The 19,578-nt window shown below is 66.1% G+C and carries 16 protein-coding genes; 4 read left to right on the forward strand and 12 right to left on the reverse strand.

The window, feature by feature from the left end; all coding sequences use genetic code 11:
* The first annotated feature begins 132 nt into the window (after positions 1-132).
* The 3 genes from A4C63_RS17695 (at position 133) to A4C63_RS17705 (ending at position 1,821) form a co-directional block, all read left to right on the forward strand.
* Positions 133-423 carry a DUF5629 family protein gene (locus A4C63_RS17695; RefSeq protein ID WP_063913826.1) on the forward strand — a complete coding sequence of 97 codons (291 nt, stop codon included), beginning with the start codon at positions 133-135 and terminating at the stop codon, positions 421-423.
* Entirely contained in the window at positions 389-1,519 is a 1,131-nt protein-coding gene (locus A4C63_RS17700) for a lactonase family protein (RefSeq protein ID WP_256202952.1), read from the forward strand. The genes A4C63_RS17695 and A4C63_RS17700 overlap by 35 nt, the downstream gene beginning before the upstream one ends.
* Before the next feature lie 122 nt (positions 1,520-1,641).
* Positions 1,642-1,821: a hypothetical protein gene (locus A4C63_RS17705; RefSeq protein WP_063913828.1), complete on the forward strand. Its 180-nt coding sequence runs from the start codon at positions 1,642-1,644 to the stop codon at positions 1,819-1,821.
* Positions 1,822-1,949: 128 nt separating this feature from the next.
* Here the strand turns inward: A4C63_RS17705 and A4C63_RS17710 are convergent, their stop codons facing one another.
* The 10 genes from A4C63_RS17710 to A4C63_RS17755 all read right to left on the reverse strand — a co-directional run bounded on the left by A4C63_RS17710 (position 1,950) and on the right by A4C63_RS17755 (position 15,380).
* A complete protein-coding gene (locus A4C63_RS17710; RefSeq protein WP_063913829.1) occupies positions 1,950-2,543 on the reverse strand; it encodes a glutathione S-transferase in 594 nt (197 codons plus the stop codon).
* Positions 2,540-6,184 (reverse strand): AAA family ATPase, encoded by a 3,645-nt coding sequence (locus A4C63_RS17715; RefSeq protein WP_063913830.1) that lies wholly within the window; start codon positions 6,182-6,184, stop codon positions 2,540-2,542. The genes A4C63_RS17710 and A4C63_RS17715 overlap by 4 nt, the downstream gene beginning before the upstream one ends.
* Positions 6,181-7,419: an exonuclease SbcCD subunit D C-terminal domain-containing protein gene (locus A4C63_RS17720; protein WP_063913831.1), complete on the reverse strand. Its 1,239-nt coding sequence runs from the start codon at positions 7,417-7,419 to the stop codon at positions 6,181-6,183. The genes A4C63_RS17715 and A4C63_RS17720 overlap by 4 nt, the downstream gene beginning before the upstream one ends.
* A 482-nt stretch (positions 7,420-7,901) precedes the next feature.
* Positions 7,902-8,168: a hypothetical protein gene (locus tag A4C63_RS17725; protein ID WP_024086543.1), complete on the reverse strand. Its 267-nt coding sequence runs from the start codon at positions 8,166-8,168 to the stop codon at positions 7,902-7,904.
* Positions 8,169-8,548: 380 nt separating this feature from the next.
* Entirely contained in the window at positions 8,549-10,183 is a 1,635-nt protein-coding gene (locus tag A4C63_RS17730; RefSeq protein ID WP_063913832.1) for a BatD family protein, read from the reverse strand.
* Positions 10,180-11,898 (reverse strand): tetratricopeptide repeat protein, encoded by a 1,719-nt coding sequence (locus tag A4C63_RS17735; protein WP_063913833.1) that lies wholly within the window; start codon positions 11,896-11,898, stop codon positions 10,180-10,182. Before A4C63_RS17735 ends, A4C63_RS17730 begins: the two co-directional genes overlap by 4 nt.
* Complete coding sequence (locus A4C63_RS17740; protein WP_063913834.1) at positions 11,895-12,971, reverse strand: VWA domain-containing protein; 1,077 nt, start codon at positions 12,969-12,971, stop codon at positions 11,895-11,897. The genes A4C63_RS17735 and A4C63_RS17740 overlap by 4 nt, the downstream gene beginning before the upstream one ends.
* On the reverse strand, positions 12,964-13,458 hold the full coding sequence (locus tag A4C63_RS17745) for a DUF4381 domain-containing protein (RefSeq protein ID WP_063913835.1): 495 nt from the start codon (positions 13,456-13,458) through the stop codon (positions 12,964-12,966). The genes A4C63_RS17740 and A4C63_RS17745 overlap by 8 nt, the downstream gene beginning before the upstream one ends.
* Before the next feature lie 13 nt (positions 13,459-13,471).
* Positions 13,472-14,416 carry a DUF58 domain-containing protein gene (locus A4C63_RS17750; RefSeq protein ID WP_063913836.1) on the reverse strand — a complete coding sequence of 315 codons (945 nt, stop codon included), beginning with the start codon at positions 14,414-14,416 and terminating at the stop codon, positions 13,472-13,474.
* Positions 14,417-14,420: 4 nt separating this feature from the next.
* Positions 14,421-15,380: a MoxR family ATPase gene (locus tag A4C63_RS17755; protein ID WP_013971644.1), complete on the reverse strand. Its 960-nt coding sequence runs from the start codon at positions 15,378-15,380 to the stop codon at positions 14,421-14,423.
* A 230-nt stretch (positions 15,381-15,610) separates the two neighbouring features.
* On the opposite strand from A4C63_RS17755, the gene A4C63_RS17760 reads away from it, so the two are divergent.
* On the forward strand, positions 15,611-16,918 hold the full coding sequence (locus A4C63_RS17760) for a DUF2235 domain-containing protein (protein WP_063913837.1): 1,308 nt from the start codon (positions 15,611-15,613) through the stop codon (positions 16,916-16,918).
* A 124-nt stretch (positions 16,919-17,042) separates the two neighbouring features.
* On the opposite strand, the gene A4C63_RS17765 is transcribed toward A4C63_RS17760, so the two are convergent.
* A complete protein-coding gene (locus A4C63_RS17765) occupies positions 17,043-18,239 on the reverse strand; it encodes an MFS transporter (protein ID WP_063913838.1) in 1,197 nt (398 codons plus the stop codon).
* A gap of 59 nt (positions 18,240-18,298) precedes the next feature.
* Positions 18,299-19,513: a benzoate/H(+) symporter BenE family transporter gene (locus A4C63_RS17770; RefSeq protein ID WP_063913839.1), complete on the reverse strand. Its 1,215-nt coding sequence runs from the start codon at positions 19,511-19,513 to the stop codon at positions 18,299-18,301.
* Positions 19,514-19,578: the final 65 nt, after the last annotated feature.

The raw sequence follows: 19,578 nt of genomic DNA on the forward strand, positions 1-19,578 counted from the left end.
TGCGGCCCATTCGCAGCACAAGGCTGCTCCTACAGAAGGTTCGCGGCCCCTGTAGGAGCAGCCTTGTGCTGCGAATGGGCTGCTAAGCAGCCCCAGGGTTATAATGCCAACTCATTTCTGATTGGTACCCCCATGTCCCCCCTCGCCACCGCCCTGCAGTCCTGCGACATGCTCCTGATCGACGGTCTGCACGCCTTCGACTTCACCTCCGACGAATCCGGCCTCACCATCGAATGCATGGACGGCCGCCAGCTCCGCCGTTGGTCCTTCACCCCCGAGCAGATCGTTGCTGCCATTGCCGTGGGTGATGAGTGGCAACTCGACGATGCCAACGGCGAGCATCGGCTAGTCTGTATGAGTGCCTTTCGCGCCCCGGATGATGACGAAGATGAACCGGATCTGGACGAGCCTGCTGACCGCTAGCCTGATGAGCGTGACTCTCCACGCCCATGCCGCCACCTTGCTGGTGGGCAGTTACACCGATGGCGCCAGCCAGGGCATCTACCGCTATCAGTTCGACGAAAAGACCGGCCATATCGACCCTGCGCCGCAGCAAGTGGTGAAGAGTGTCAGCCCTTCGTGGCTGGTGTTGTCGGCCGATCAGCGCCAGCTGTTCGCGGTCAATGAAACCCCGAACGGCCATGCCAGCAGTTTCGGCGTCAGTGCAAAAGGCGAAATCAAGCCCCTCAACCAAGTGGCCAGCCAAGGTGACGAGCCGACCCACGCCAGCCTCAGCCGTGACCAGCGTTATCTGTTCGTGGCCAACTATGCGGTCAAGCCCGACCCCGGTGGCAGCCTGGTGGTGGTCCCGGTGGCCAAGGACGGCAAGCTCAAGCCGGTGGTGCAACAGGCACGGCACAAGGCGAGCGGGATCAACCCCGAGCGCCAGTCCGGTGCCCACGTGCATTCGCTGGTGCTGTCACCGGACGGTCGGCACCTGTATGCCAGCGACCTGGGTGCCGACAAGGTGTTCATCTACCGCTACGATGGCGCCAGCGCCGACCACCCGCTGACGCCGGCGATCCCCGCGTCGGTGGACTTGCCGCCGGGCAGCGGGCCACGCCACCTGCTGTTCGACGCCAAGGGCCGGCACGCCTACCTGACCCTGGAGATGACCGCCGAAGTGGTAATGTTCGATGTGCAGGAGGGCAACCTGGTCGAACGCCAGCGCCTGCCCCTGACCGAGCGCCAGGACGCCGCGGCGAAAGCGGCGGGTGGCTTGCACCTGTCGGCAGACGGGCGCTTCCTGTATGTGAGCAACCGCGGCACGGCCAACGAGATCGTGGCGTTCAGCGTGGGCAGGCAGGACGGCCAACTGACGTTCCTGCAGCGCCGTTCGGTGGAAGGTGATCATCCCCGCGAGTTCGCCCTCGACCCGAGTGACAACTTCCTGCTGGTGGCCAACCAGAAGAGCAACCAGATCGTGGTGATACGCCGCGATCCGCGCAGCGGCAAGCTGTTGGAGACGGTGCAGACGCTGAAGCAGGATGCACCGTCGGACCTGAAGTTCATCGAGTGATATCGATCGGCGTGATAATCGATACTGCCGCAATGAATTTTTGCCTGCGGCTTCGGCGGCGTAAGTTTGACCCAAGGCCCAAACGGGCCAACGTCAAACCACCGCCGTCGAGGTCAGCCCAGATGAACTTCAATCTCTTCCCGGTTATTGCCGCATCCGCCATTTCCGCTTCGGTGGTATTGCCGACGCATGCCCACGCTGACAGCAGCGGCAAGGCGTCCGCTACCCATAGCTACACCGAGCAGTACCTGCGCCAGAGTGCCAATTTCCATGCGGCCTTGAGTGGCAAGCACCACCACTGACTCAAGCCTGGCACGGGCCCTGTGGGAGCGGGCGTGCCCGCGAACACCGGCAAAGCCGGTGCCATGCACCGCGCTGTCTGCTTCGCGGGCACGCCCGCTCCCACAGGGGGCCGTGTACTGATAGTTGTTTACTTGGCCATCACTGCCTTGAACAGGTCCGAAGCCAACCAGCCCTCCAACCAGCTCCGCACCCGCGGATAAGCCGCCTCGGCGAACCACTGCGGTTCGACCCCGGCAAACTGGCGCATCAGGGGCAGCAACGCGGCATCGGCAATGCTCGGGTGTGTGGCCAGCAAGTAGGGCCTGCCTGCCAGCAGGCCTTCGAGCTCCGCCAGCCAGGCCTCGGCCTGCTGGCGGTAATGCTCGCGGGTATGCGCCGGGTAGCGCTCGGCATACTTGTACAGGTTCACCTGCGCCTTGAACGTGCTGTCGTTGCGCGCAATCAGTGTTTCAGCCTGCTGCGCGGCCCCAGGGTCGGCCTGCAGCCGCCAGTCCTGCGGATCGTTTTGTGCCAGCGCCCAGCGCATGATGTCCAGGCTCTCTTCGAGTACCTCGGCACCGGTATCCAGGACCGGCACCGTTCCTTTGGGCGACAAGGCCAGCAGTTCTGCCGGCTTGTTCTTCATCGCCACCTCGCGAATTTCCACCTCGCACCCTGCATAGCGCAGGGCCAGGCGCGCGCGCATGGCCCAGGGGCAGCGGCGGAACGAGTAGAGGATCACCCGCACACCTCCACGTCACTCAGGCCGTTGCCTTGGCGGCGCACCTGGATCTGTACCGGGATGCGTTCGTGCATTTCCTGCACGTGGGAAATCACCGCTACCTTGCGGCCCTGGGCCTGCAAGCCGTCGAGGGCATCCATGGCCAGTTGCAGCGACTCGGGGTCGAGGCTGCCGAAGCCTTCGTCGATGAACAGCGATTCGATGCGCAGCGTGCTGGAGGCCATCGAGGCCAGGCCCAAGGCCAGGGCCAGTGACACCAGGAAGGTTTCCCCGCCCGACAGCGAGTGCACCGAACGCAGCTCGTCGCCCATCTCGGTGTCCAGCACCAGCAGGCCGAGGGCGCTGCCGCCGCGCTTGAGGCGGTAGCGGCGGGCCAGCTGGCGCAGTTGGGCGTTGGCGTGGTGCAGCAGCAAGTCGAGGTTGTAGCCCTGTGCGATCTTGCGGAACACATCGCCCGAGGCCGAACCGATCAGGGCGTTCAGGCGAGCCCAGCGTTGCCACTGCTGATGGGCCTGCTCGATTTCCGCTGCCAGCGCCTGGTGCGCCTGTTGGCGACGCTGGTCATCGGCCTGCTGTGCACGCAGTTCGGCGCATTGCTGCTCGTGGCCGGCCAGGCGTTCGCGCAGTTCGCTCAGGGCCTGTTCCAAGGCGTCGGCCGAGGTGTCCACGGTCATTTGCGCGGCATGTTGCTGCAGGCGTTGTTCACGTTCCTGCAGCAGCACGCGGCCCTGTTCGATGGCTTTTTCGGCGCCTTGCAGGCGCTGGCGCAGTTCATTGACCTGCGTGTCATCCATGGCCAGCAGGCGATCCAGGCCAGCGTCGTCCAGTTCCGGGTGTTCACCGCGCCACTGGGCGATCTGACCCTGCAACTGCTGGCATTCGGCGTCCAGCGCCTGTTGCTGCTGGGTGTTGGCCCTGAGTTCGCTGGCCAGTTGCACGCCTTGGGTGCGCAGGTCCTGCAGGCGCTGGGCAGTGTCGGCATCGAGGGCGCGGGCCTGCTCCAGCGCGGCGTCCATGTGCTGTTGCCAGGCTTCGGCGCTGGCGTGCTCGCCCAGCAGTTCGCTGAGCGAAGCCTGGGCCTGTTGGCGCTGCTCGTCGAGGGCGGCAAGCTTCTGCTGCAACTGCTGCAGGGTCTGCACGCGCGCCTGTTGCTGGTCGCGCAGCTTGTCCAGCTGGGCCTGGCGGGCTTGCTGTTCTTCCTGTTCGTCCTTGCGCTGCTCCAGTTGCTGCAGGCGCTGCGCGATCTGCTGGTCCAGGGCGAGGAAGGCATTGGCCGGGTCGTCGTTCAAGGCCTTGAGGGCCTCTTCGGGCAACACGCCTGCCAGGTCTTCAAGGCTTTGCTGCAATTGCTGCTCGTCGCTGGCCAGGGCCTGGTGCTGTTGCTCCAGGTGGCGCTGGGCCTGCTGTTGCGCCTGCTGGGCGGCCTGCAGTTGCTGGTTGAGACGGGCTGCATCTTTTTGCAGGGCGAGCAGGGCGCTCTGGCGTTTCTCGTCCTGGCCGATTTCCTCGTCCAGGCGCCGCAGCTGGCTGTCGAGCCAGATACTGCGGGCCTTGTCGTCCTGCGGGGCGAGAGCGGGCCACAGGCTGTGCGCCTGCACCTGGGCCACCAGCGGTTGCAGCTGTTCGCCCAGGTGCTGCTGTTGCTGCTGGTAGTCCTTGAGCTGGGCGTTGACCACACCCAGCTGGGTGCGCAGCTCCACCAGCTTGCCGTTGAGGGTTTCGACCTGTTTCTGCGCAGCGTCTTCCTCGGCCTGGTCATGGCGACCCAGGCTTTGCAGCAGCGCTTCAGGCTGGTGGAACGGGTGCTCGGCGCTGCCGCATACCGGGCAGGGTTCGCCGTCGCGCAATTGGCCGCGCAACTCTTCGACGCTGGTATTGCGTGCCAGGCGCTGGCGCTCCAGCAACTGGCGGGTGAGGTTGAGCGCTTGTTCGGCGGCTTCCAGCTCGGCTTTGGCGGCGGTGCCTTCGGTAATCAGCTGCTGGCGTTGCTGCATGGCCTGCTGCTGCCGCTCGCGCACGGCCTCCAGCTGCTGGCGCAGCTCCAGTTCACGGCCATGCAGGCGTGACAGTTCTTCCACGGCGCGCTGCTGCTTGCGGTTGTCCTGCAGCATGCCACCCAGCAAGTCGATCTGTTCTGCCAGGGCCTGGGGTTCGGCCTTGGCCTCGCGGAACAGCAACTCGAAGGCATCGCGCTCTGCCTGCAAGTGCGCATTGGCCTGGCTGGCCTGGGCCTGCAGGCCGGGCAGTTCTTCACGGCCCTTGGCCAGGCGGCCACCGATCAGCATCACCTGCTTCAGTTGTGGCAGGTAGGCGTGCCAGGCATTGGCCAGGCCCGCCAGGTGCTGGCTGTCGGCGAGCGCGGTGTCGATCTGTGCCAGTTGCTGCTGGCTGCGCTGCTGGTTGTCCTCCAGCTGCTGCAGGTGCTGCTGGCCCTCGGCAACCTGCTGCTCGGCCTGTTGGCTGGCGCTGCGCTGCGCTGCCAGCTCCTGGTCCAGGCGGGCCAGGTTGTCCTGGGCGGCAAAGGCCTGGCGCAGACGAGGGGCGTTTTCGCTGTGTCGGGCCTGGCTATCGGCAAGCGCCTGACGCGCGGCGTCCAGCGCCTGTTCGAGTTCGCTGGTACGCACCTGCAGTTCGGCTTGCTGCTGCTGTTGCTCGGCGATCTTCGCTGCCACCGGTGCCAGTTGCGCGGTCAGTGTCTGTTGGCGGTGGAACTGGTGACGCTGCGGGGCCAGGCGCTCCAGGCGCACGAGGTCCAGTCGCTGGTCAGCCAGTTGTTGCCAGTCCTGTTCGGCGGCCTGCAGCGCTATGCCGGCTTCGGCGTGCTGGGCCTGCAGTTGGCGCTGCTCGTTCAGCCAGTTGCGTTGCTGTTCCAGCTGGCGCTCGCCAGCCTGGTCGGCCTTGAACTGCTGCTGCGCCTGCTCCAGGCGCTGGTCGAGCTCGGCGCGGGCTTCGGTGGCCATCGGCAGCAGGTGGCTGGCACGGTCCTTCAGGGCATTGTGGGCCTCGCCGGCTTCGCGGGCCTTGCTGAAGGCGCGCTGGCCCAGGCGGGTGTAGATGGCGGTGTTGGTGAGCTTTTCCAGCAGCTCGCTGCGCTCTTTGTCGTCGGCCTTGAGGAAGGCGCCGAACTCGCTCTGGGCCAACATCACCGCGCGGGTGAACTGTTCGAAATTCAGGCCCAGGCGAGCTTCGACCAGCTGCTTGTATTCGTTCTTGCCGCTGCCCAGCACCTGCTCGCTGTCCAGGTCGTAGAGGCTCTGGCGGCTGTGCTGCAGCTTGCCGTTGGCCTTGTCGCGGGCGCGGTTGGCTTCCCAGCGGGCACGGTAGCGGCGGCCATCGATGCCGACGAAATCGACTTCGGCAAAGCCGCTGCCGGTGCCGCGGCGCAGCAGGTTGCGCGGGTCGGAGGTGGGGATTTCACCGTCGGCGTCCGGCACCTTGGCTTCACGGCCAATGTCGTTCAGCCGTGGCACGGTGCCGAACAGCGCCAGGCACAGGGCATCGAGTAGGGTACTCTTGCCGGCACCGGTGGGCCCGGTGATGGCGAACAGGCCGGCGCTGGCCAGGGGCTCGACGGTGAAGTCGATGTCGACCGGGCCGGCCAGGGATGCCAGGTTTTTCAGGCGGATGGCGAGAATCTTCATGGCTGTTCCTCTTCCTGCTGCACGTCCTGCAACAGCAGGGCGAAGTCGGCCAGCGCCTGTTCGTCGGCGGGGTTGCCATAGGCCTGCTCCCAGGCGCGGCTGAACAGGTCTTGCGGGGTCATCTGGGCCAGTTCGACAAAGGCCAGGTCATCGTCTTCGGCGTTGTTGCGGCCGGCGTATTCGGCGCTGATGCGGATCAGGCGCACAGCCTTGCCTTCCAGTGCGGTTTCGATTTGCTGGCGCAGGTCGGGTTGCGGCTCGTCCAGTATCACCCGCACTTCCAGCCAGGGCTGGCGGTTGGGGTCTTCGAGCAGGTCGATCACTGGCAGGTCGGCCAGCTGTTCCAGCAGTTCGCCCAATGGCGCCGGGCCGACCCGTTGCAGGGCTACGGCGCGCGGTACCGGGCGCGGTTCGACGCTGACCAGGCCGGTGCCGTCCAGCTCCACTTCCAGCACCTGGTGCGGGTAGTTGATTTCGGCGAACGACAGCGGGATCGGCGAGCCGCTGTAGCGGATGCGTTCTTCGCGGTTGACCTTCTGCGGCTTGTGCAGGTGGCCCAGGGCGACGTAGCTGATGGCCTTGTCGAACAGCTTGGCCGGCAGCGCCTCGGCGTTGCCGATGATCAGGCTACGCTCGGAGTCCTCCGACACCGCACCACCGGCCATGTGCGCGTGGCTGATGGCGATCAGCGCCTGGTCCTTCTTGCGTTTTTTCTGCGCGGCGGCGATCAGCTGTTGGTGCACCTGGGTGATGCCTTGCAGGTAGTCGTCACCCAGTTGCGGGCCGGTCACCTCGGCCGGTCGCAGGAAGGGCAGGGCCAGGCACCAGGCTGCGACCTTGCCACGGCCGTTGGTCAGCGGAATCAGCAGGCGCTCGGCGTCCAGCTGGCCCTCGTCCAGCCAGTGCACACGGCCCAGGGCATGGGTGCGCAGGCGGCGCATCAGCGCGGCGGGCAGCTCGATGCGCGAGCCGGAATCGTGGTTGCCGGCGATCATCACGATGTCCAGCTTGGGCTGTTGTTCGTGGGCCTGGACGATGAAGTCGTAGAGGCGTTCCTGGGCTTTGACCGGCGGGTTGACCGTGTCGAAGATATCGCCGGCGATCAACAGCGCATCGGGTTGGCGCAGGCGCAGCTGGCCGAGCAGCCAGTCGAGGAAGCAGGCGTGTTCGAAGTCGCGTTCCTGGCCGTGCAGGCTTTGGCCCAGGTGCCAGTCGGAGGTATGAAACAGACGCATGGATGACCTGTTGGTGTCGAGTCGAGCAAGCGAGGGCTTGGCTTAGGGGATGGGCGTTGCGCAAGGGCGGTATGGTAACCCAAGCTGGGTTCGGGGTGCAGGGCGGGGAAGGGGTTAGGGCGGGCAGGTGTTCGTCGGTGGATTTTCGGTGCATGCAGGTGTTCGTCGATATATTTCCGGCGCCTGCAAGATCGAGCGCCGCCCGCGCGGCGCTTCGCAGCACAAGGCTGCTCCTACATCTGTTTCTGGCCAGTAAAGCCTGTGCCAATGCACGCGACCGCCTTGTTTGTCCGACACGATATCGAGGTGGACGCCAAAGGGGCGCGCGCCTCTGTTACAGGAATTATTGGCCCGAAACAGATGTAGGAGCAGCCTTGTGCTGCGAAGCGCCGCGCGGGCGGCGCTCGATCTTGCAGGCGCCGGAAATGTGGTGACGAACACCTGGCAGCCATGACGCGATCACGCTTTTTGTAGGACCGTAGTCAGTGCCAGGTGATATCCCCGGTCTGCCGATGTAGCAGCAACTCGGCCAAGGCCTTGGTCATCTGTACGTGATGTACCGCGTTGACCAGCATGTTGATGCCGGGCTCGCCGGCATTGGCGCAGATGTATTCGTCCAGCGAGTCTTCGATGCCGGCCATCAGCTGGAGGGTGTGGATCAGGGCGTCAACCGAGGGTGTGTCCTGGTTGATGGTGTAGAAGGGGCGGGCCGTTAGTTTTACGGGTGGATCGGGCACGAGTTTCTTCATGGCGTATTCCTCTGAAGGAGAAGGGAACTGCCATCTGAATCTTTCTCACGGATTGAGGGTGGCAGCCGTACGCGGGGTGAGAAACCGAGGAGAAATACGCAAAGACTCGGCCAGGCCAAGGCCCGCCCACGTACGGCCACCATAGAGGTGCTGCGTAAAATCTCTGTCGGGTTCTCACACCCGGTCACCGAAGCGACCCGGAAACGTTATCCGTGAGGTGTTTCCCCGACAACAGCGATAGTTCGGCAGCGCGCGTAGGATAATTCCTAAGCGGGTTGATCCTGAAGCATTGGGGTGCAGGTTCAGAAATATCTTACGGTGGCACCGGCTGCGCCGGTGTTCGCGGGCACGCCCGCGAAGAGGCCCGCACAGGCAGCACATTACTTGGGATAAAGCGGCGGCAGGCTGCTGTTCTCGCCCGCTGGCAACAACACCTGCTCAGCCGGCGGAATCGTACCAATCGCCCGCCACAAATCCTCACCCTGCCAATACTGCCCGCTCTCGCTATACAGCGCCCCGTTCAACCCATCCAGTGCATCCGACAACGGCACGAACCGCGCCGCCATCTCGGCCAGGGTTTCCGGCTGCTGGCGGGCCCAGGCGTCCAGCGCCTGGCGGGTCGCCTGCGGGTCGTTGGCCTGGCACGCGCGCTTGAGGTCGTCCAGCAGGGTACGCGGGCTCGGCCCGGCCTGCGCGGCGCGCAGCACCGCTGGCTGCGAGCGGGCGCGCCACCACAGGGCAAAGCCCAGCACGGTGGTGAGGGCGAACACCAGGGTGGCTAGCTGCCAGGGCCACAGCAAGCCGCTGGCACTGCTGTTATCGCCCGCCGGGGTGTCGGCACTCAGCGCCGGGTTGTCCTGCACGTTCAGCGTGCGCGCCGGCAGACTGCTGTGCTCCAGATGGTCTTCGCGGGTGTTCCACCAGGCCACTTCCAGCACCGGCAGGGCCAGCGCGCCGCTGTGGGTCGGCACCAGGGCTTCGCGCTCTTCGCGGTTGGCGATCATGCCTCGGTCGCTGATTTCGTTGCGTAGCAACGGCTGGTCGGGGTAGCGGCGCAGGCCGGTGATTTCGGTGGCTGGCAGCGGTGGCAGCTGGGTGCTGGACAAGCCTTCGGCACGCAAGGTGATGTTACGGGTCAGCGAGTCGCCAATCTGCACCTGCTGGTTGCCAGGGTCGGGGTTCCAGTGTTCTTCCAGGGTCAGGCTGCGGGCCGGTAGCCATGGCACGCCAGCCGGCCAGGCCGCCGGAATCGGCCGCACGGCCAGGTGCAATGGCAGTGAGCTGACCTGCACCTGGCGGCCGGCCCGCGCCGTGCCGTTGGCTTGTGGGGCTTCGTCCGGGCTGGCGGCGGCAGTGGCGGTGAAGGTCAGCGGTGGGATGTCGAGGGTGCCGCTTTGCTGGGGATACACGGCATAGCGGGTTTCGATCACGCCGTGACGGACGCCGTTGATTTCCTTTTCATAGGTGCGCGATTCACCCAGTGGTTCGACTTTGGCGTTCTCCAGTTGCAGCGGGCTGAGGCTGCTGTCGTCGTATAGCGCCACCGAGTGGTAGATGCGCAGGGTCAGCACGGCCTGGGCCTGGACGTAGACCTCGTTGCTGTCGAGCGTGGCTTCGATGAACACCTGCGAGGCGCTGTCCTGATGGTTGGCGTCGGCCTGCAGGACTTGCAGCTCGATGGCCTGGCTGTGCGACTGGCCCAGTTGCAGTTCGGGGATACGCAGGCTGCCGCTGCGCCGCGGCAGCAGGGTGATGATCCAGCGGGTGCTGGCGCGGGTTTCACCGTCGAGGCTGTGCAGGCTGTTCAACTGGCGCGTGCCGCGCACTTCGAAGTCACCCTCCAGCGCGCGCAGGTCGGGCTTGCCGAACTGGGTGACGTCCTGGCTTTCCAGGGTCAGCTCCAGGCTTTCGCCGGCTTCCAGGCGGGTACGGTCAACGCTGGCCTGCAGCAGTGGTTCGGCCTGGGCCAGCACGGCCCACAGCAGACTGAGGAGAAAGACGCCGAAGCGACTCATCGTGGGGTTTCCTGATGCAATTGCTGTTCATACCAGAATTTGCGCCGCAGCAGCTCCGCCGGGTTGTCGGGGATCTCCCGCAGCCATTGTTCCAGGGCCTGGCGCTGTTCGGCATCGAGGCTGGTCGATACCGGGCGCTGCGGCGGCTGGATGACGCTGTCATCCGCGCCCGCCTGGTTGCCGGGCGCTACCTGGCTGTTGCTGCTGCCTTCGCCGGGCTGTTCGGCGCTGGCTTGTTCGTCGTTGCCGGGCGTGCCCTGGGCCGGGCTGCTGGCCGAGCTGCTGTTGCCTTCGGTTTCGCTGCCGGGCGTGCCTTGGGTATCGCTGCTGGCCGGTTGTTCCTCGGCCTTGGCCTCGCGCTGTTGCAGCAGTTGCTGCACCAGTGCCTGGTTGTCCAGCGCCGCCTGCAGGTCGGGCTGGCGTTCCAGGGCTTGTTCGTAAGCGTCCAGGGCGGCTTCCAGTTCACCGCTGCGGGCCAGGGCATTGCCTCGATTGTAGTGGGCGGCGGCCGTGTCGCCTTGGGAAAAGGCTTCGGCGGCACCGGTATAGTCGCCCGCCTGGTACAAGGCCATGCCGCGCCATTGCGGGTCCTGGAACTGGCGCGCGGCGCTGGCTGGGCGGTTTTGCTCCAGCAGGCGCTGGCCTTGCTGGTCGGGACGCAGCCACAGGTCATTGAACTCGAAGGCCTGGCTGGGCTGGGGCAGGGCCAGCAGCAGCGGCAGGCAGAACAGCCAGCCGCGTCGGCCGGCACAGGCGGCCAGCAGCAACAGCGGCAGCAGCAGCCAGTAACCCTGGTCGGCCCAGCTGTCCAGCTGCAGGGTCTGGCCATCATTGCGCCCGGCGCGCGGGTTGTCGAACAGGCCCAGGCCACGCAGGTCGAGGTCGTCGATACGGGCATGCCGGTAGCGCCCGCCGGTGCCGCTGATGAAGCCCTTGAGGCTGGCGCTGTCCAGGCGCGGCAACAGGATGCCGCCCTGGTCGTCCTTGAGGTATTCGCCGTTGGCCTGGCGCACCGGTGCGCCTTCGCGGCTGCCGATGCCCAGCATCAGCAGGCTCGGGCCCTGGTGGCCAAGGGCCTGGGCGATGCCTTGGCGTTCCGGGGCGCTGAGCGACGAGCCGATCAGCAGCAGACGGCCCTGGCCCAGGCCGCTCTGGGCCAGCAGGGCCAGGCCTTTTTGCACGGCCAGGTCAGCACGCTGGCCGGGTTTGGGCATGATCGACGGGTCGATCGCCTCGAGCAGGTTGCGGCTGGTGGCCAGGTCATCGGACAGCGGTACCAGGGTGTGCGCGGAGCCGGCATAGACCACCAGCGCGGTCTGGCTGTCGCGGCGGTGCTCCAGCAGGTCGAGGATTTTGCGCCGCGCCTGTTCCAGGCGGTTGGGCGGGCTGTCCTCGGCGAGCATCTGTGGGGTCAGTTCGAGCAGAATTACCAACGGGTCGGCCGGGCGCTGGCGGTTTTCTTCCACGCGCTGCCAACTGGGCCCGAGCAGGGCCAGGATCACCAGCACCCAGGCCAGGCCCAGTGCCACCCACGGCAGCTTGCTGGTGCTGCCGCTGCCACCGCCTAGCAGTACACCATGGAACGCCGGTGGCAGAATCATCTGCCAGCGCCCGGCGCGCTTGCGCCGGTGCCACAGTTTGTACAGCAGCCAGCCGAGCAGGGGCACGGCCAGCAGCCATAGCGGGCGCAACCATTCGGGCCACAGTTCGATCATCGCCGCCTCCTCAGGCGCAGGCGCTTCAGGCGCTGGCGCCATTCCGGGTGCGGTTGCAGGAAGCGCGGCTTGCGCAGCAGGCGCTGCAGCAGGTTGTCGGGCCATTGCACGGCCACCACCAGCAGCACGCTCAGCAGCAGGGCCAGGGCCAGGGGCCAGGCATACAGGGCCTTGGCCGTGCGTGCCTGGGTCGGTTGCTGGGCCACAGGTTCGAGCTGGTCGAGGGTGTCGCCGATAGCGTCCAGTTCGGCGCCGTCATGGGCGCGGAAGTAGGTACCGTGGGTGATGTCGGCAATTTCCTTGAGCGAGGCTTCGTCCAGGTCCAGGCTCGGGTTCAGGCCGAGCAGGCCAGGGGTGCCACTGGCTTCGGGGTTGGCGCCGATGCCGATGGTGTAGATACGTACGCCTTCCTGGGCGGCCAGGCGGGCAGCGGTCAGCGGGTGGATCTGCCCGCCGTTGTTGGCGCCGTCGGTGATCAGCACCAGCACCCGGCTTTGTGCCGGGCGTTGGCGCAGGCGCTTGACCGCCAGGCCAATGGCGTCGCCGATGGCGGTGTTCTTGCCGGCGATGCCGATCTGCGCTTCGTCGAGGAAGGTGCGCACGGTGCGCCGGTCGAAGGTGAGCGGGGCCTGCAGGTAGGCCTGGCTACCGAACAGGATCAGGCCCACGCGGTCGCCTTCGCGGTCCTGCAGGAAGTCGCCTAGCAGCGCCTTGACCAGGTCGAGGCGGCTGATGTCTTCGTTCTGCCACTGCATGTCGGGGAAGTCCATCGACCCGGACACATCCACCGCCACCAGCAGGTCGCGGCCGCTGGCAGCCACTGGCACCGGGTCGCCCAGCCATTGCGGACGGGCGGCGGCGCAAAGCAGCAACAGCCAGATGACGACAAAGGGCGCCTGCTGGCGCCAGGTCGGCAGGTTGAGCCGCGCGCGGCGCCCGGCCAGGCCTTCCAGTTCGTTGAGGAAGCCCACCTTGAGCACCGGTTCGCCGCTGTCGGCGGCCGGCAGTATCAGGCGCGCCAGCCACGGCAGCGGCAACAGGGCGAAGACCCACGGCCAGGCCAGTTCAAACATGCTTGCGGATCCAGGTTTCGACGGCTTGGCTGAGCCCGGCGATGGCCTTGTCATCGAGCTTGCACTCGGGTTTGTAGGCGCCTTCGACCAGCACCATCCAGCGGGTCAGGCCGGCGGCCGGGCAGCGGTTGTCGAGAAACGCCAGCCACTGGCGGCCGTTGAGGGTATGGCTGTTGGCGCCCGGGTAGTGGCTGCGGCACAGGCGCTTGAGCAGGGCGTTGATCTGCTGCAGCCAGGCCCCGGCCGGGGCACCGTCGTAGGGGCGCGGCAGGCGGGCCAGTTCGGCCAGCGCTTCCACGCGTACCGGGTCCAAGGGTTGCTCGGCGCGTACGATGCGGCGTTTGCCCGGGCGCCAGCGGCGCACCCGCCACAGGCCCCAGGCCAGCAGCGGCAGCAGGGCTAGCAGCAGCCACCAGCCGGGTGCCGGTGGCCACAGGCCGATTGGCGTGGGGGCGATCAGCGGCTGCAGTTGGTCAAGCGGGTTCATTGGCCGCAGCTCTTCATGACGCGCTCCGTGGCCGCTGGGCGTTCAGGTATTCGCGCAGTTGTTCGATCATTTCGCTTTGGGTGCTCAGTGGCATCAGCAGCACGCGCAGCTTTTGCGCCATCAGCTCCCAGCGCTCGATGCGTGCTTCGGCCTGCTGGCGGTAGGCCTGGCGCAGGTTGGCGTCCAGGGTGTCGAGCTCCAGTTGCGCGCTGCGCTGGGCGAAGCGCAGCAAGCCGGCGGCGGGCAGGGCGTGGTCGAGCGGGTCGGACACCGGCATCAGCAGCAGGTCGCAATGGCGCGAAAGCATGGCCAGGTGCTGCTCCACCTGGGCGGTGAGCGAGCGTTCATCGCAGATCACGATGGCCAGGCTGCCGGGGCGCAGCACTTCGCGGGCGCGGCGCAGGGCCAGGCCGAGGCTGTCGGCCCCGGGGCTGGCCTCGGTGTGCAGCGCCTGGTTGACCTTGGCCAGGCGGTTGAGCAGTTGCAGCAGACTCTGCTTGCTGCGCCGGGGCTTGATTTCGTGGTGTTCGTTGTCGCCGAACACCAACCCGCCGATGCGGTCGTTGTGGCCCAGCGCGGCCCAGCCGAACAGCGCCGCAGCCTGGGCGGCCAGCACCGACTTGAACATCAGCCCCGAGCCGAAGAACAGCCGCTGGCTCTGCTCGACGAGGATGAAGATTGGCCGTTCGCGTTCTTCGTGGAACAGCTTGGTGTGCGGTTCCTGGGTGCGCGCGGTGACCCGCCAGTCGATGTTGCGCACATCGTCGCCGGCCTGGTACACGCGCACCTGGTCGAAGTCCACGCCGCGCCCGCGCAGCTTGGAATGGTGCAGGCCCACCAGCGGGCTGCGCTGGCCGGGCCGGGAAAACAGCTGGATTTCGCGCACGCGGTGGCGCATGTCGATCAGCTCGGCAAGGCCGATGCGGATGCCGGGTTGGGCCAGCGACGCGGTGGGCATGGGCTCAGGCAACGGCGACGACGTCGAGGATACGCTGGACCACGCGGTCCTGGTCGATCCCTGCCGCCTCGGCCTCGAACGAGAGGATGATGCGGTGGCGCAGTACGTCGAACAGCACCGCCTGGATGTCTTCGGGGCTGACGAAATCGCGCCCGGCCAGCCAGGCGTGGGCGCGTGCGCAGCGGTCCAGCGAAATGGAGCCACGCGGGCTGGCGCCGTAGGCGATCCAGTCGGCCAGTTCGGCGTCGAACTTGGCGGGGGTGCGGGTAGCCATCACCAGTTGCACCAGGTATTCCTCCACCGCGTCGGCCATGTACAGGCCGAGGATTTCCTTGCGGGCGGCGAAGATGGCCTGCTGGCTGACCCGGCGCTCGGGCTTGGTTTCGCCGCCCAGGGCTTCACCACGGGCCTGCAACAGGATGCGCCGCTCTACCGCAGCGTCGGGGAAACCGATTTTCACGTGCATCAGGAAACGGTCGAGCTGGGCTTCGGGCAGCGGGTAGGTGCCTTCCTGCTCAATCGGGTTCTGCGTGGCCATGACCAGGAACAGCGGCGACAGGTCGTAGGTGCTGCGACCCACGCTGACCTGGCGTTCGGCCATGGCTTCGAGCAGCGCCGACTGCACCTTGGCCGGGGCACGGTTGATTTCGTCGGCCAGCACCAGGTTGTGGAAGATCGGCCCCTGCTGGAACACGAAGCTGCCGGTTTCCGGGCGGTAGATTTCGGTGCCTGTAATGTCGGCCGGGAGCAGGTCAGGGGTGAACTGGATGCGATGGAACTGCGCCTCGATACCTTCGGCGAGCTCTTTGATGGCTTTGGTCTTGGCCAGCCCCGGCGCACCTTCGACCAGCATGTGGCCGTCGGCCAGGAGCACGATCAACAGCCGCTCGACCAGTTTCTCCTGGCCTAGGATCTGGGAAGAAAGAAAGGTGCGCAGCGCGATCAGCGCTTCACGGTGTTCCATCGGTGACGGTTCCTGGTATGGGGCCGCAGGCGGCTGGAGGCAGCTGCCCTGGCAAGGGGTGATACTTTAATCCATCCGGGGGGGTGGCGACCAATGGCGGTAGGGAAATTTATCCTTGCCGGGGGCCATGCAGGTCCGGAAATGTCCTGCATATGGCTGGCCATTGGCTGATGTTCCGCTGCGGCGTGCTGGCGCCTGCTTGTGTTTTTGCACAAGCAGGAGGCACGAGGATGGACTTGAAAAGCGGCTGCACAGCACGTATTACGCCGGTCACCCTGCGTTTTGGCGTGTTCTTCGATGGTACCGGCAACAACCTGAGCAATGTGATGCCGGCGGATGCTCCGGGGGGCAAGGGTGCCAGTTATGGCAACGCCTTGAGCAATTTGGCCCTGTTGCATGCGCTGTACCCGGCGCAGGGGGCCAATGCTGATGGGACCATGGCGTTTCTGAAGCGCTATGTCGAGGGCGTGGGCACCCTGGCGGGTGAGGCGGATCATGCCTATGCCTCGGCCACCGGGCGTGGGCGCAGGGGGGCCGAGGCGCGGGTCGCCGAGGCCTTGGCGGGGATTGCCGGGCAACTACGGGCCTGGCGCCAGGCGCATCCGCAGGCAAGGGTCGAGCGGGTCGAGTTCGACCTGTTCGGTTTCAGCCGCGGCGCGGCGGCGGTGCGGCATCTGGCCAACCTCCTGCACGATGGCGGCGGCGAGCTCTTGGCTGTGTCCTGCGGTATCGTGATCAACTTCATCGGCCTGTTCGACACGGTGGCGGCGATCATCGCGCCACTGCAGGGAGACCTTGACCCCGCCGATGACCGCAACGGTGGCTTGCGCCTGGGTCTGGGCGCGGACATTGCCCGGCAAGTGGTGCAGTTGGTGGCGGGGGACGAACAGCGGCACAACTTCCCGCTGGTGCGCAGCGACCATGACATCGTATTGCCGGGCGTGCACTCGAACATTGGTGGTGGTTACCCGGATATCACGCAGGAGCAGGTGCTGCTGTGCAAACCGCAGTCTCAGCGAGTGCCGCTGGGTATGCGCGCCGAGCACACTCGTGTGCATGCCTCAGTCAGTGCGTTGCTGGCGTCGTCATTTGGCGAAATGGGCGCGCCAAGGCCGCGGGTGCTGGCTTGGGAGGTTCCGATTGCCGGTGGCCGGCCGAGTGAGGCGCAAAAGCAGGTGTATGCGGCGGTGTACCGCGAGCGGGTAGTGGCGGGGCAGCTTTCCCGGGTGTACCTGAGCATCATGCGTGAGTTGGCGGTGCGGGCGGGGGTGCCGTTTGCGCCGTTGGGCGGGCAGGCTGAGCATCGGCTGCCGGATGAGCTGCTGGGCATCAGCCGCAAGTTGCATGGGTTTGCCTTGGGTGAGTGTGAGCAGCCTGGATTGACCGAGGATGAGCAGCGTTTGTTGCGCGACAGGTACGTGCATGCGTCGGCGAACTGGAATGCGTTGAAGGGGTTGCGTAACAGTGTGCTGGATGTGCTGTTCATCAATCGGCCGGCGTCAGGAGGGCGGGTGGCGCATGCGAACCCGGCAGCTTGATCAGCCTGTACCGGCCTAATCGCCGGCAAGCCAGCTCCTACAGGTACTGCACAGGCCTTGAAGGCAGTGCGATCGAGGTGGGAGCCGGCTTGCCGGCGATAGGGCTGCAACGCAGCCCCAGGGTTCATGCAGGGTATCGACGTTTCCTGGCCGAATACGCTTCCTGTGCCAGGGTCAGCAGCACCGTCAGCAGCATGAACACGATCGACGCCACGAACACCCCGTTGGGCAGTTGCTGGTCGAGCATCCAGCCAAACGCCACCGGCCCGAGGGCGCCGCCGATGTTGAAGCCGGTCGAGACCAGCCCGAAGGCTTTGCCCTCGGCCCCGCGTGGCGCCGCCGCCTTGACCAGCATGTCCCGCGACGGGGCGATGATCCCGGTCAGCAAGCCAATGGCACCCAACACCACCACCAACCCCCAGCCCCGAAGCAGTCCCAGGGCCACCAGCGCCGTCAACGCCGCGGCCAGGGCAAAGGCCAGTGCCGCCACCAGGCCATGACGTCGGGTCCGGTCAGCCAAGGCTCCACCGCATAGCACACCCACGGCACTGCTGAGCAGAAACGCCGTGAGCGCCGTGTTGGCCCAGGCCAGGGTCAGGCCTTGGCCCTGGACGAGGGCGGCTACGGAGAACTTCTCGATGGCACTGGTGCTCAGGTTGAGCAGAATGAACAGCACCGTCAGCACCCCGAGCATGGGCGTGAACAGTTGCGCACGAGCTGCTGTGGGGTCAGCGCCACCTGTGTTGCCAGGCCTGGTGACTTGATAGACGCCACTGCCTGGCACCGATATCAACAGCAAGGCAGCAAGCCCCACTGCCGCGCCTGCCGCCAGGGCTGCCTGCGTGCCGAACATGGAAGCAATGCCAAGAAACATTGCTGGCGTTACCGCCGAACCGAGGAAACCGGCAAAGGTATGGATCGAGAACGATCGCCCCAGGCGGCCTTGTTCGATGCCGTTGGTCAGCAGCGCATAGTCGGCCGGGTGGTACACGCCATTGGCCAGGCCGGCCATGGCCATCGCCACCAACAGCAGCGTATAGCCGGGGCTGACAGCAACCAGCAGGAAGCTGAGGCTGCCCAGCAGCAAGCCTGCCTTGAGCACTTTGCGCGCACCGTAATGGTCGACGGCATAACCCAGCGGCGCCTGCACCAGGGCGGAGACGATGTTGAACACGGCCAGGGCCACGCCGAGTTCGACGAACCCAACTCCAAGCAAGCCGGGGAGCACGGGTAGCAGCGCCGGGATCAGCATGATGTGCACATGGCTGACGAAGTGCACGGCAGCAATTTGAGGAAGAAGCTTGGGGCCAGCTTTGGGCATGTCGATACCTGTTGTACGGCGTGCGCACCTGGCGCACGGCAGGGTGGTGGAAAGCCCGCTTACCGGGGAGAGCGGTTTAAATCGCGGAGGCTACCGTTCAGTACTGCGTAGGCCAGCAAGCCAATGACCAGCCCCCAGAACGCCCCGCCTATGCCAAACAGGCTGATGTTGGCCGCCGCCGCCAGGAAAGTGATCAGTGCCGCTTCCCGCGAACGGGCATCGGCCATTGCGCTGGCCAGGCTGGTGCCGATGGTGCCTAGCAGGGCAAGGCCGGCCAAAGTGGTGATGAAGGTGGCCGGCAGGGCCATGAACACACTGGCCAGGGTGACTCCGAACACCCCCACGAGGATGTAGCAGACACCAGCAGCGATACCCGCGACCCAGCGTTTGTCCGGGTCTTCGTGGGCCTCTTTGCCAGTACAGATGGCGGCGGTGATGGCAGCGATATTGAAGGCGTGCGACCCGAACGGTGCCATCAGCAACGACCCCAGGCCAGTGACCGCCACGATCGGGTTGGCACTGGTCTTGAAGCCGTCGTTGCGCAGCACCAGCATGCCGGGCATGTACTGGCCGGTGAGGGTGATCAGGAACAACGGCAGGGCCACACTCAGGGCGGCGTTGAGGGAGAAGGTGGGCGCGGTGAACAACGGCGATGCGAATTCCAGCTTGAGCGCTGCCAGGCCCACCTGGCCCTGGAGTAGCAGGTAGCCCAGGCCCAGCAGCAGAATGCCTACTACGGCATAGCGGGCGGTAAAGCGTTTGAACGTCACATAGGCCACGATCAGCAGCCCGGCCAGCGCGGGGTCGACCGACAGGCCGCCGAATGCACCGATGCCGAACTGCAACAGGATACCCGCCAGCAGCCCGGCGGCAATCCCGCCGGGAATGACCCGCACCAGGCGCTCGAAGTACCCGGTCAGCCCCAGTATCACGAAGCCGGCGGCCGACAGCAGATAGGCACCGATGGCCTCGCTGTAGGGCACGCTGGCCAGCGCCGTGACCAGGAACGCAGCGGCCGGCGTGGACCAGGCAGTGATTACCGGTTCGCGGCTGTACCAGGACAGGGCCAGGCCACTGACGCCGACCCCGATCGACACGGCCCAGACCCATGATGAGGTCAGCTCCGGGCTCAGCCCGGCCAGCCTGGCGGCCTGGAACACCAGGATGAAGGTGCCGCCATAATTGACGATGACCGAGACGATCCCCGCCACCACGGGGTGAAGGATGTCTGTCAGCCGTAGCGGGGTTGAAGCAGTGTGTGCTGGCGTGTTCATGGGGGCCTCCGGTGTTCTGGCGCATAGGGTTGGAAAGCCCGGTTTTTATAGCGCTAGAATGGCCG

Origin of the sequence: Pseudomonas sp. p21 (assembly GCF_001642705.1) — a bacterium.
GTDB lineage: Bacteria > Pseudomonadota > Gammaproteobacteria > Pseudomonadales > Pseudomonadaceae > Aquipseudomonas.